Origin of the sequence: Nocardia sp. NPDC005978, from assembly GCF_040614455.1 — a bacterium.
Classification (GTDB): Bacteria; Actinomycetota; Actinomycetes; order Mycobacteriales; family Mycobacteriaceae; genus Nocardia.
Window position 1 is genome coordinate 1 of record NZ_JBEXUS010000036.1, and the last position, 12,275, is coordinate 12,275.

10 protein-coding genes are annotated in these 12,275 nt (G+C 71.1%); 5 read left to right on the top strand and 5 right to left on the bottom strand.

Annotated features, from left to right (window positions below; translation table 11 throughout):
• Positions 1-3,938: UvrD-helicase domain-containing protein (locus tag ABZ319_RS18215; protein WP_354987580.1), on the bottom strand; the 3,938-nt coding region annotated here is incomplete at its 3' end.
• Positions 3,935-7,336: an ATP-dependent DNA helicase gene (locus tag ABZ319_RS18220; RefSeq protein WP_354987636.1), complete on the bottom strand. Its 3,402-nt coding sequence runs from the start codon at positions 7,334-7,336 to the stop codon at positions 3,935-3,937. The genes ABZ319_RS18220 and ABZ319_RS18215, both read right to left, overlap by 4 nt.
• A gap of 85 nt (positions 7,337-7,421) precedes the next feature.
• Here ABZ319_RS18220 and ABZ319_RS18225 point away from each other — a divergent pair, with 85 nt between their 5' ends.
• The 3 genes from ABZ319_RS18225 (at position 7,422) to ABZ319_RS18235 (ending at position 9,389) form a co-directional block, all read left to right on the top strand.
• Positions 7,422-8,222, top strand: coding sequence for an alpha/beta hydrolase (locus tag ABZ319_RS18225; protein WP_354987581.1), 801 nt, complete (start codon positions 7,422-7,424; stop codon positions 8,220-8,222).
• A gap of 9 nt (positions 8,223-8,231) precedes the next feature.
• Positions 8,232-8,558: an MGMT family protein gene (locus ABZ319_RS18230; protein ID WP_354987582.1), complete on the top strand. Its 327-nt coding sequence runs from the start codon at positions 8,232-8,234 to the stop codon at positions 8,556-8,558.
• Positions 8,559-8,639: 81 nt separating this feature from the next.
• Positions 8,640-9,389, top strand: coding sequence for a VOC family protein (locus ABZ319_RS18235; protein ID WP_354987583.1), 750 nt, complete (start codon positions 8,640-8,642; stop codon positions 9,387-9,389).
• Between the two features lie 49 nt (positions 9,390-9,438).
• Here ABZ319_RS18235 and ABZ319_RS18240 read toward each other — a convergent pair whose 3' ends face one another.
• Both ABZ319_RS18240 and ABZ319_RS18245 read right to left on the bottom strand, forming a co-directional pair.
• Entirely contained in the window at positions 9,439-9,687 is a 249-nt protein-coding gene (locus tag ABZ319_RS18240; protein WP_354987584.1) for a WhiB family transcriptional regulator, read from the bottom strand.
• A gap of 76 nt (positions 9,688-9,763) precedes the next feature.
• The gene (locus ABZ319_RS18245) at positions 9,764-10,057 is read right to left on the bottom strand and encodes a hypothetical protein (protein WP_354987585.1); all 294 of its coding nucleotides are present in this window, start codon (positions 10,055-10,057) and stop codon (positions 9,764-9,766) included.
• 6 nt (positions 10,058-10,063) lie between these two features.
• Between ABZ319_RS18245 and ABZ319_RS18250 the strand changes: the two genes are divergently transcribed.
• The gene (locus ABZ319_RS18250) at positions 10,064-10,369 is read left to right on the top strand and encodes a hypothetical protein (protein WP_354987586.1); all 306 of its coding nucleotides are present in this window, start codon (positions 10,064-10,066) and stop codon (positions 10,367-10,369) included.
• Positions 10,370-10,434: 65 nt separating this feature from the next.
• Positions 10,435-11,316, top strand: coding sequence for an alpha/beta hydrolase (locus ABZ319_RS18255; protein WP_354987587.1), 882 nt, complete (start codon positions 10,435-10,437; stop codon positions 11,314-11,316).
• 61 nt (positions 11,317-11,377) lie between these two features.
• Here the strand turns inward: ABZ319_RS18255 and ABZ319_RS18260 are convergent, their stop codons facing one another.
• Positions 11,378-12,211 carry a helix-turn-helix transcriptional regulator gene (locus ABZ319_RS18260; protein WP_354987588.1) on the bottom strand — a complete coding sequence of 278 codons (834 nt, stop codon included), beginning with the start codon at positions 12,209-12,211 and terminating at the stop codon, positions 11,378-11,380.
• Positions 12,212-12,275: the final 64 nt, after the last annotated feature.

The window sequence follows — 12,275 nt, forward strand, 5'->3', positions numbered from 1 at the left end:
CAGTTCCTGGTCCTGGCCCCCGGCGAACAACCCGCGCCCATGGAAATGGCCGAAGTGCCGGGCATGCCGGGTATGAGCGACTCCGGCCATATGGGAGGTCGTTCGGGTGCGGCGTCGGTGATGAGCGCGGCGAGTTCGGCGGGGCCGGGCAGGTATTCGGGGGCGATGGTGCGGCCGGTGCGGACGTAGTGGAAGGCGGCGCTGGTGCGGGCGAGCACGTCGGCTTCGGTCGCGCCGGTGCGGGCGGCCTCCAGGCGCGCCCAGGCCAGCCGGTAGACCGCGAGCTGAATGGCCACCGCCTGTTCCTCCGCCGCGGTGGGTTCGCCGCCGGTCTTCCAGTCCACCACCACCCAGGTGCCGTCCGGGTTGCGGAAGACCGCGTCCATGCGACCGCGGATCACAGTGCCTGCCAACGAGGTTTCGAACGAGATCTCGACCTCGACGGCATTGCGGTCGGCCCACTCCGAGGACAGGAACGCCTCCTGCAGGCGCAGCAGTCCGGCATCGGTGTCACCGGTGTCGGCGGCTCCGGGAAGTTCGTCGAAGGCGAGCAGGCGGCCCGCGCCGAACCAGCGTTGCAGCCAGGCGTGGAAGGCGGTGCCGCGGCGGGTGAACGGGCTGGGCGGGTACGGCAGCGGACGGCGCAGGCGCGCGGCGAGTTCGGCCGGATCGCTGCGCAGATCGACCAGGGAGGTGGCCGCGAGCTGGCCGGGCAGTTCCACCTCGCGGACCGACTTCTCGGCGGCGAGGTGTTCGGCGATGAGTGCGTCGACGTCGGCGGCCCAGTTCTCGGGATCGGCGTCGATCGGGTCGGAATCGGCTGCCGCGCTGCCGGATTCGAGATCGTCGTCGCCGTCGAGGCCGAAGTCGAAGGCGATCTGCTCGGGCCGGGATTGCTGGTGTAGGGCGGTGAGCGCCGATTTCACCATGGCCGCACCGTGTTCCACCGATTCGCGGCGCGGGCCGAGCGGATCGCGGGGCCAGGTGGCGCTGGCCGGGTTGTCGGTGAAGGGGTTCGCGGTGTCGGGCAGTGGCGGGTCGTCCCAGCGGTCCACCTGGACGGCGGGGTTGGGCGTATCGCCGGTGCGGACCAGCTCGAGCAGGAAGTCCGAGGGGCCCTTGGGTTTCGAGCCGGTTTCGCCCCAGTGGTGCGCCGAGACCAGCAGCGCGCGCTCGGTGCGGGTGAGGGCGACGTAGAAGAGGCGGCGGTCCTCGTCCAAGCGTCGGCGGGCCAGGGCCTTCTTGTGCCCGTCGAGGGCGCGTTCGAGGTCGGAGCGGTCGTAGATGTCGGCGAGATCGAGGACGGGGACGCCGTCCCCGGCGTCGCGGGACTGCCGGTCGCCGCGCAGGGTGGTGGGAAGTTCGGCGAGCGCGCCCATCCAGGTGGTCGTGCCGGTGCCCGAGGGGAAGGTGCCCTCGACCACGTGCGGTACGGCCACCACCTCCCATTCCAGGCCCTTGGCGGCGTGCACGGTGAGCACCTGCACGCGGTCGTGCGCGACCTCGACTTCGCCCGGCTCCAAACCGTTCTCGACCTCTTCGGCGGCGGCGAGGAAATCGAGCAGGCCGGTGAGGGAGGAGCGATGATCGGACGCGTAGCCGGCGACCACGTCGGCGAAGGCGTCCAGGTGTTCGCGGCCGGCTGCGGCCACGGCCTTGCGGGCCTGGGTCTCCACGCCGACGCCGATGGTGCGCTCCACATCGGCGACGAGCTCGGACAGCGGCTGCCCGGCGCGTTCGCGCAGGGCCGCGAGTTCCGCGCCGAGCGCGGCGATGCGGGCGAAGCCCTGCGGTGAATACTGTTGCTCGTCACCGGGATCGGCGATGGCGTCGCCGAGCCCGGCGCGTTCGGCGGGTTCGGGGGCGACCTCGCGCAGGGCCTCGTCCAGGGTCGCGGTGTCGGTGATCTCGGCCGCGGGTCCGCCGGGGCGGCGGATGGACAACTCGCGGGCGCGTTTGGACAGCGCGGCGATGTCGGCGACCCCGATGCGCCAGCGCGCGCCGGTCAGAATGCGCACCGCGGCGCTGCCCGCGGCAGGGTCGGCGATCAGGCGCAGGGTCGCGACGATGTCCGCGACCTCGGGGGTGTGCAGCAGCCCGCCGAGTCCGACGATCTCGACCGGCAATCCCTGATCGCGCAGGGCTTCCGCGAGCGGAGCGGCATCGGCGTTGCGGCGCACCAGGACCGCGGAGGTGGGCGGCGGCGCGCCGGCCTCCGCGGCCGCGACCCACTCCCCTTTGATCCGGACCGCGACCCATTCCCGTTCCTGTGCGACGGTTTCGGTCAGCGCCGCCGCCACCAGCCCCGCCGGGGCGTCCGGCCGCGGCCGCAGCGCGTCCACGGTCACGCCGCCGCCCTCGGCGGCCTTGCGCCGCAACGGATCCGCCACCAGGTTCGCCAGATCCAGGGCCTCGGGCGGATTGCGCCAGCTGGTCAGCAACGGCAGTACCGGCGCGGGCACCCCGGGCGCGACCGGGAAGTCGGTCGCGAACCGCGGCAGGTTCGCGGCCGACGCCCCGCGCCACCCGTAGATCGACTGCATGGGGTCCCCGACGGCCGTAACCGCCAGCGGCCGCAAGTGATTCGGCTCTTCCTCGGTGGCCGTGGGCGACCCGTCATGGCCGTGGCGGTGTCCATCGACGCCTGCCGAACCGGACGCGGCGGCGGAGCTGTCGGCCGGTCCGCTGCCTCGTGGCTGCCCGGAGACCGCTGCGGCACGGGCGGGCCCGGACCCACCGTCTTCGAGTACGTCACCGCTGCGAAACGCACCGTCGGCGGCGGGCTGACGATCGTCGTAGGGTGCACCCGCCTCCGGTAGCACCCGGCTGCTCGGATGCGAGTCGCCGGTACGCGCCGCATCGTCCCCCGGCTGTCCCGCAGCCGGTTCGCGACCCACCACCCGCGGGCGCGCGTCGGTGGCAGAGTGCGCGTGGTCCTCGCGGCGGCGGCCCGGCCGGGGACGCACGTTCGCGATCGGTTCAGCGCCGTCGCCCGGGTGTGGGTTCGGTTGGGGTGCTGCGGTATCGGCGGCGGGAGCGCCGAACAGGCTGGAGAGCAGGATCCGCTGGGAGTGGCCGGTGTCCTGGTATTCGTCGAGCAGGACCAGGCGGAAGCGGGTGCGTTCGGCGGCGCCGACCTCGGGATGCAGGGCGGCGAGACGGGCGGCGAGCGACATCTGAGCGCCGAAGTCCAGCGCGCCGCGCCGGCGGAGTTCGTCGGCGAGGCGGGCCACCAAGGGGAGCAGGGCGATTCGTTCGTGCTGGGTGTCGAGCAGAGCCAGCAGCGATTTGCTGGGGCCGCCGCGCTGGCGGGGGCCGGGTGGGAGGGTGTGCACCAGGTGTTCGAGTTCGCGGTGTGCCGTGGCCAATTCGCGCGGTTCCACCAGGTGTTCGGCGAGCTGGCCGGACAGGGCCAGGACGGCTTCGGTGACCGAGACGGGGCTGCGATCGGTGTCCAGGTCGCCGTCCCAGGTGGAGACGACGCGGTAGGCCAGCTGCCAGAGCTGGGTCTGGGTGAGCAGGGTGGCGGTGGGTTCGACCGGCAGCAGCAGGCCGTATTCGGTGAGCAGGCGGCCCGCGTAGGAGTGGTAGGTGCTGATCTCGGGTTCGGAGCCGGTCAGCAGGCCGCGCAGGTGGCCGGTGGGGTCGAGGTCGCGCAGCACGGGTGCGCCCGCCAGGCGCGCCAGGCGGGTGCGGATGCGAGTGGTCAACTGCTGCGCGGCTTTTCGGGTGAAGGTCAGGCCCAGCACCTGGTCGGGCTGGACCAGGCCGTTGGCGACCATCCACACCACCCGCGCGGCCATGGTCTCGGTTTTGCCCGCGCCCGCCCCGGCCACCACCAGGGTGGGTCCGGGCGGTGCGGAGATGACCGCGGCCTGTTCGCCGGTCGGCGGGGGCAGCCCCAGTGCGTCGGCTAGTTGACCGGGGGTGATGCTCACTCGTCGGTCACTTGACGACCGGAATCCTGTACCGGGCAGCTGCCCGCCACCTTGCAGTGGCGGCAGCCGTCATTGCGCATGGCCAGGTAGCTCGGCCCCTTGGAGGAGGCCGCGGCGTCGTGGATGACCCCGCGCCAGGCGTCCACGCCCTCGGCGTCGAGGGCGGGCTGTTCGCGTTCGGTGGCCGATCCGTCCCGGGCGCTGGGCTTGGCCACGTACACCAGGCGCGCGCCGCCGGTCTCGCCGTCGCCGAGCGCCCCGCCGGCCGCGGCGACCTGGTAGGTGGCCAGCTGCGCGTGCTCTTCGGCGGCCTGTTTGGAGATCGGGGTCTTGCCGGTCTTGACGTCCACGATGACGAAGCGGCCCTGCGTATCTCGTTCGAGCCGGTCCATCCGGCCGCTGACGCGCACCGGCAGTTCGCCGGGTCCGCGCGCGGGCAGCGTGATGTCGATCGGCACCTCGACCCCGAGGGTGGTCAGTTCGTCGCGGGTGTTGCGCAGCCAGGCCAGGAACGTGTCGACCATGGTCTCGGTGCGCCGGTACTCCGCGCGCGAATGCCAGTTCTCGCCGTCCCGGGCGGCGCTCGGATCGACCTTCTTCCACGCCTTGGCCAGCGCGAGTTTGACCTGCGCCTCGGTGACCTGCCCGGCCAGCGCCTGGACCAGGGTGTGCACCAGATTGCCCTTGAGGGCGTGCTGGTTGTCGCCGTCCCCGCCGCCGTGCCGTTCCAGCGCCCAGCGCAGCGGGCAGGTCTTCAGCTGTTCGACGGTGGAGGGCGACAGCGCGATGGAGCCGTCCACCAGATCCCAGAGCGGATCGTCGGTGGAGAGTTGGGCGGTGCCGTACCAGTCGTCCGGGTGCGCGCCGCGCACGCCGGCGTTCGCCAGCCGGGCGAGCTGGTGCGCGGCGCGATCGCGCCGATCCTGGGTGGTGTCGGGATCGCAGGCCGCGCCGCGCAATTCGGCGATCAGGGTGTGCATGGCCAGGGCGCGGCCCGGATCGATGGCGGGCGGAATCCGCCCGGGCTGACCGGCTTCGGCGTCGGCGTCGAGTTCGGCCAGGAAGCGCGAGGGCACCAGATCCTGGTCGCCGGTGACGGATTCGACGGCGGTCACCAGCAGTGAGCGCCGGGCCCGCCCGCACGCGACCAGCAGCAGACGGCGTTCCTCGGCCAGCATGGGTGCGGCCCGGCTCACCTTCTCACCGGTATCCCCCACCCCGGCAAGCAGATCCACCATGTCCTCGACCCCGAGCAGGGTGCCGCGCGGGCGCAGATTGGGCCAGATGCCCTCCTGCACCGCCGCCACCGCGACGGTGTCCCACTCCCGGCCCGCGGCCGCGTGCGCGCTGCAGATGGTGACCGCTTCGCCCGGGTCGGTGTGCGGGGCGTTGTCCTGCGGAATCTCCTGCTGTTCCAGGTATTCCACGAAGCCCTCGGCGGTGGCGCGCGGCAACCGGTCCACGTACGCGGCCGCCGCCTCGAACAGCCCGACCACCGCGTCCAGGTCCCGATCGGCCTGCATGCCGACCGCTCCCCCGCGCTCGGACTGCCCCACCCAGCGCCGCTCCAGGGTCGACCCGCTCCAGAGCCCCCAGAGGGTCTCTTCCAGCCCGCCGCCGTCCCGCCTCGCCTTGCGCGCCCGCCCCAGCGCCTTGAGCACTCGGTTCAGCGGGGCGGCCTCGACCGGGGTGAGCCGGGCCAGTACCGCTTGACTTCCGCTGCCCACCAACAGATCTCGCAGAATCTCCGCCGAGGAGCGGTCCAGATCCGCGTAGCGATCGGCCTGCTCGTCCGGGGCAGCTTCCTCCTCCGGGGCCGCATAGCGCTCCGGATAGCCCAACTCGAGCACGGTGCGCCGGATGCCGCGGCGCAGGCGGCGCAGGCTGATCTGGTCCGCGCCGCCGAGCGGGCCCGCGAGCAGGTCGAGGGCGTCGTCGGCGGTGAAGGCGATGGGGCGGGGCTGCTGGGTGCCGGTGGGATCACCGGCGGTGATGGCGCGCAGCGCGAGCAGGGCCCAGGCCGCCCCGTGGCGGCGGGCCAGGGGCACCTCGGCGGGCGGCTGGCGGACCGGGACGCCCGCGGCCAGCAGCGCGCGGCGCAGCGGGGCCAGCGAGAGCGGGACCGAGCGCACGACCACGGCCATGCGCGACCACGGCACGGCGTGGGTCAGGTGCGCACGGCGCAGGTGGTCGGCGATGAGCGCGGCTTCCTTGGCCGGGGTGGTGAGCACCTGCACCTTCACTTCACCGGAAGGCACCCCCGTCCAAGGCATTTCGTGATCGTCGAACGCGGCCTCGTCGCGCAGGCCGGCGGGTGTCACGCGGTGGGCCGCCGAGCCGGGCAGGCGTGCGGCGATCCGAGCCGTCACCTCCTGGATGGCGAGGGCGGAACGGTGGTTGCGCCGCAGCACGATTCGGCGTTCGGCCGGTGCGCCCGGATCCAGGGCGAAGCGCGCGTCCGCGCCGCGGAAGGTGAACACCGCTTGGTCGGGGTCCGCGGCCAGCACCGTGGTGGCCGCACCCGCGCCGAGCGCGCGAACCAATTGGGCGGCAAGCGGATCGAGGTGCTGGGCGTCATCGACGAGCAGGCAGTGCAGGCGGTCGCGTTCGGCGGCCAGCAACTCCGGATCCACGGCCAGCGCGTCCAGCGCCGCCCCGACCAGCTCGGCGGCGTCCAGGGCGGGCGCACTGGCCTCGGGGACGTCCATGCCCACGGCCCAGCGCAGCAGCATGATCTGCTCGAATCGTTCGAAGAACCGGCCCGCCGCGATCCATACCGCGTGCCGATGGGTCCGGCCGAGTTCGATCAGATCTTCGGGCCCGAGCCCGCGTTCGGTGGCCCGGAGAATGAGGTCACGCAATTGTTCAGCGAATCCCGCGGCGGGCAGCGCGGGATGCAGTCGTTCCGGCCACAGTTCCGCGCCGTCGGCGAGTTCACCGCGCAGCATCTCGCGAATCACCATGTCCTGTTCGGAGCCGGTGAGCAGCCGCGGCGGCGGATTGTTGTGCTGGGCGGCGACCGTGCGCAGCAGACCGAACGCGTAGGAGTGCAGGGTGCGAACCAGCGGGCCGCGGGTGGCTCCGGGCACCCCGCCCAGCGCCGGGTCCGCACCGGCCACCCGTACGGTCAGCGCGTTGCGCACGGCCGTGGCCGCCCGTTTGGAGTAGGTGAGCACCAGGACCGAATCGGGATCGGCGCCGCTCAGGATGCGTTCGGCGGCGATGTCGACCAGCAGCGAAGTCTTGCCCGTGCCGGGCCCGCCCAGCACCTGCCAGGGCCGCCAGCCGGGGTCGGCCCCGGCGGCTTCGAACAGCGGATGGATAGCGGCGTCCCACTCCCGGGGATGGGAGACAGCCTCGGCCCGGCGCACCAATTGCACCGAGCTATCCGATCGCATCACGCAGGCTATTTCAACAGACCGCCCCGACAGGTTGCGTTTGCCATGAGTTGGCCGCGCCGACGATCCGCGTTCGGCGGGCAGAATGGGCGGCGTGCTCGATCTTCATACGCATCGTTTCGGCCCCGCGACCGGTCCCGTCGTGCTCGCTCTGCACGGCCTGACCGGGCACGGAAGGCGCTGGGAGGCGCTCGCGCGCGAGCAGCTGCCGCAGGTGCGGATCATCGCGCCGGATCTGCGCGGGCACGGGCGTTCGCCGGGCGTGCCGCCGTGGGATTTCGAAACCATCGTCGCCGATCTGGTGCGGCTGCTGGCCGCCGAGACGAGCGAACCGGTGGTCGTGCTCGGGCATTCGTTCGGCGCGGCCGTGGGCGTGCGGCTGGCGCACCGGCATCCCGAGCTGGTGCGCGCGCTGGTGCTGCTGGACCCGGCCATCGGCCTGGACGCGGACTTCATGCTGCGCATCGCGGAGTCCATGCTGGAGAACCCGGACTACGCGGACGCCGAGGCCGCCCGTTTCGACAAGCTGGAGACCGCCTGGGCCGAGCTGGACCCGCGGGTGCTGGACGCGGAACTGGCCGAGCATCTGGTGCCCACCGGAGCGGGCCGGGTCGGTTGGCGGCTGACGCAGCCCGCGATCATCTCCTACTGGGGCCAGCTGGCCCGGGACTTCGTGCTGCCGCCCGCGCACCTGCCGACCACGGTGGTGCAGGCGATGAAGGTCGACCCGCCCTTCGTGACCCCCGAGTTCCGCGCGGCCCTGAGCGCACGCCTGGGCGACCGGCTCACGGTGCACGAGTTCGATTGCGACCACATGGTGGCGCAGGCGCGGCCCGCGGAGACCGCCGCGCTGGTCCGGGCGGCCCTGGCCGCCGCACCCGCCTAGAGTCGGACCATGCCCACCTCCGACGCCGACATCGAACGGGTGCGCGCCCTGGTCGCGGCCGTTCCGCCCGGGCGGGTCGCCACCTACGGCGACATCGCGGCCGCGGCCGGATTGTCCACCCCGCGCACGGTCGGCTGGATCATGCGCACCGACGCGGCCGACCTGCCGTGGCATCGCATTCTGCGCGCAAATGGCACGCCCGCACCGCATTTGGCGCATCGGCAGTTGCGCGAGCTCGCGGCCGAGGGCTGCCCGATGCTCGATGACCGCGTCGACCTCCGCCGGGCGCGTCACGTCTTCGAACCGCCCGTGACCGGGACGAATCCGCCCGGCTGACCGCGCGGATGGCAGCCTGCCGGGCCGCCGGATACCGAGAACCCGCCACACGGCGCCCGCGGCGGCGGCTACCGTTGAAACATGTCCACCCGGCTGGCGTGCGTGGTGTTCGATGCGATGGAGCCCCGAAGCGTGGCACGCTTCTGGGCCGAACTGCTGAGCTGGGAGGTCACGGTGGAGCGGCCGGATTCGGTCGACGTCGCCGCCCCCGACCCGGACGGCCTGGACGTGGCCCTGACGTTCCTGCCCGCCCAGCGCGCCAAATCGGCGAAGAACCGCATCCATCTGGATCTGGCCAGCAGATCACTGGATCATCAACGCGTGCAGGTGGATCGAGCGCTCGCGCTCGGTGCGCGCCGGCTCGACATCGGGCAGGGCGCGGTGCCGTGGTCCGTGCTGGCCGATCCCGAGGGCAACGAGTTCTGCGTCCTGGAGCCGCGCGAGCACTACGTCGACACCGGATCGGTCGCGGCCATCGTGGTCGACACCGAGAATCCGCTGCGGCTGGCCGAATTCTGGTCGGCGGCCTCCGGGTGGCCGGTCACCCACGACAGCGCCCGCTACGCCGGAATCCGTTCGGCCACCGGACAGGGCCCGTGGCTGGAGTTCCTGCGCACGCCCCGCGCTCAGGACGCACGCAGCCGTCTGCATCTGGATCTCATCGCCTTCCCCACCGATGATCCCGCGGCGGAGGCGGCTCGCCTGCGGGCCGCGGGCGCGCTCCCGGTCGGCCCCGGCACCCCGCAGATCCCACCGGCCGCCGCGCCCGTCACCGTGCTGGCCGATCCGGAGACGAACGAGTTCTGCTTGCTCCCAGCGGCTTCGGATTGATCGGCGGGCGGTGCGCCGGCGAATACCCGGCTCGCGCGCGAAATCCCGTTCAGGCGGCGTTGTAGCGACGGCGTTCGCGCGGGGAGAGTCCACCCCAGATGCCGAAACGCTGATCGTGACTGAGCGCGTAGTCGAGGCATTCGCGCCGCACTTCGCATGCCGAGCAGATGCGTTTGGCTTCCCTCGTGGAACCGCCCTTGTCCGGAAAGAATGCCTCCGGATCGGTCTGCGTGCACAGCGCCTGCTGATGCCAGGACGCGGGCTCCAATTCCTGCGGGCGCGAGATCGATTCGAACATTGCGTCGAAATTGGTAAAGAGCATTTTCACGACGTCCACCCTCTTCGATAGTTTTCCGCGGGGTACCGAATCGGGATCAGGCACGGCCCATCATGGAGCAATCCCCACTGGCGACCGCGGTCAAACGTGCCTGTTCTCCGGTGAGGAATATTCGCCGCGCGTGCACCGCCGCCGGGGCCGATGACCAGGGCGCCAGTGCCGTGGTGAACATCAGCTCGCACCAGGACAGCGCCGGCACCGCCCCGCCCGACAGCGTGTTGAGCATCGACAATTCGCTGTCGGATTCGTTCCAGGCGGCGAACAGCCAGCCGGCGTCCAGGCGGCCGAGGAATTCTTCGGCGTCCTCGGGCGGGCCCAGCGGAGTATCCACGGCGAGATGGACGACCGCGGCGATCGCGTGCCGCATTCGCGCATCCAAACCGACACCGTCGTGCAGGAGCAAACCCTCGAGCGAATCCCGCAGTCCTGCTCCCTGATCGACTCGGAAGTCGGTGTGGCGAGCGGCAGTAGTAACGTCGAACATTTTCGATTTCCTCCCTTGGAATTGACGCTCGTCCCAAAAGCGCCACGGCCTGATTTAAATGGCCGCACGGTGTTGTTGTCCAGTTTTGGCGGCATCTGGGGCAAACCCCTAGCAGTACTGACACTCGCCAGTGTTGGTACCGGTCGGGAAGAGTACTGAAGGGTGCCTGGCACCGCGTGGGCAAACATTAGGCCCGGAACACTTCCTGCCTTTACGGTCTGACCATGCCTTATGTGCGATCAGGTTCAGCCACAGTTCATTTCGTTGCCAGCGACATCCCGGGCCCGGCACTTCTGCTCACCCACGGTTTTCTCATGGACGAAACGATGTTCGAACCCATGCGCGAACCTCTGGCAGCGGCCGGAATCAATCTCGTAACTGTTGACGCGCGGTGCCACGGACGCACCCAGACACCCGAGGGCGAACCCTTCACCTATTGGGATATGGCCGCCGATGTTCTGGCCGTTCTCGATGAACTCGGAATCGACAAAGCAGTATTCGGCGGAATGAGTCAGGGCGGTTACACCGCACTGCGTGCGGCGCTGCTGGCGCCCGAGCGCGTGCGCGGACTCGCGCTCATGTCCACCGAGGGCGATGCCTGCACGCCCGCCGAACTCGCCTTCTACCGAACCTTTTTCGAGCGCTGGTGCGGCGCCGAGCCGATGGCCCCGCTGGTCGCGGAACTGGCGCCGCAGCTGATCGGCGGTTCGGATCCGCGGCAGTGGCGATCCTGGACCAGCCGCTGGTACGCCTCCGATCGGCAGGCGATCGCGCCCGCCGCGGACTGCCTGATGCAGCGGCGCTCGGTCCTGCATCGGCTCGGCGAGATCAGCGCGCCCGCGCTGGTGGTCCGGGGCAGCCACGACGGCACCAGCACCGCGCAGAAGTCGGAACTGCTCGCCGCCGGACTGTCCGGCGCCGACGGCGTGGTCACCATTCCGGGAGCGGGCCACGGCGCGGTGTGGACCCATCCGGAAGTGGTGGCGCCGTTGCTGATTCGGCTGGCGCGGCGGGCCGTCGCGCAACCGCACCGCGCGCCCGGGCGGCCGCGGGCCAATCCGTGGTTCACCAGCCGTGGCGGGGGCGAGATCGACATCGCGCAGTAGTGCGCGCCGGGCGCACGGCCGCGACCCCGCGGTGGCGGCCCCGCCGGTTGCCCGCGGCGCGCTAATCCTCCTGCGAAAGACTCCGCAAATGACCGGGATCGAGTATCTCGCCCGATTCCGAGCACCAACTCGGAATGCCCAGGAAGATCTGAATCTGGGTCGGATAGGCCGCGGAGAAGACACTGAACAACTGCACCGCGATGGCCCGGCACCGCCCGGTCGCAATGTCGTTCAAATGCATGATCGGCCGGGGCCTGCCGTAGGCGGCGATGCCCTCGTCCCACATTTCCCGGAAGAGCCCGAAGCGGCCGAGTTCGGCGAGGAAGTCCACCGACCAGGCGGTGTCACCGGAGCCGGCGATGAGTCCGCGCAGCCAGTGCACGGTGAGCCGGACCTCGTCCTCCCACTCGAGCATCACGTCGCGCGCGCGTTCGTTTCCCAGAAACCAGCGCAGGATATTGACGTCCTGTTCCAGTCCGGGGAACGCGCGGGAGTAGCTGGCATTGCAGGCCAGCACATTCCACCGGGTATCGACATACGCCGCGAGATTGGGCTCGTGCAGGTCCAGTGCGCGCCGCATGTCGTCGGTGATTTCGGCGCGCAGTTGTTGCACGGTGGGGAATTCGCTCACGCCCAGCCCCGCCAGGTCGAGCAGATGGCGGCGTTCGACCGCGGACAGCTGCTCTATTCGGTCCAGATAGCGGACCAGCGCGTCGACCACCTCGCGGGTGGGATGGCCGCGATCACCCTTCTCCAAATGGCTGATGTAGCTGGCGCTGACCCCGGCGTTGAACGCGAGCCTTTCTCGCGATACCCCCCGCGCGTCGCGCAGCTTACGCAGCAGCAGACCGAAGGTCGGCGGTTTCAGCTCTTCGAAGTCTCTAGGCGGTTTCACGCTCAACACCACGCCGTTCCCTCTCCACAAACATTCAGCAAACCAACCTTCATCGATCCGGTGC

Coding starts and splice junctions, on each gene's coding strand:
- ABZ319_RS18230 (WP_354987582.1), top strand. CDS start 8,232: ATGCCCACCTCCGACGCCGACATCGAACGGGTGCGCGCCCTGGTCGCG.
- ABZ319_RS18250 (WP_354987586.1), top strand. CDS start 10,064: ATGGACGACCGCGGCGATCGCGTGCCGCATTCGCGCATCCAAACCGAC.
- ABZ319_RS18255 (WP_354987587.1), top strand. CDS start 10,435: ATGCCTTATGTGCGATCAGGTTCAGCCACAGTTCATTTCGTTGCCAGC.
- ABZ319_RS18235 (WP_354987583.1), top strand. CDS start 8,640: ATGTCCACCCGGCTGGCGTGCGTGGTGTTCGATGCGATGGAGCCCCGA.
- ABZ319_RS18240 (WP_354987584.1), bottom strand. CDS start 9,687: ATGTTCGAATCGATCTCGCGCCCGCAGGAATTGGAGCCCGCGTCCTGG.
- ABZ319_RS18220 (WP_354987636.1), bottom strand. CDS start 7,336: ATGCGATCGGATAGCTCGGTGCAATTGGTGCGCCGGGCCGAGGCTGTC.
- ABZ319_RS18225 (WP_354987581.1), top strand. CDS start 7,422: ATGGGCGGCGTGCTCGATCTTCATACGCATCGTTTCGGCCCCGCGACC.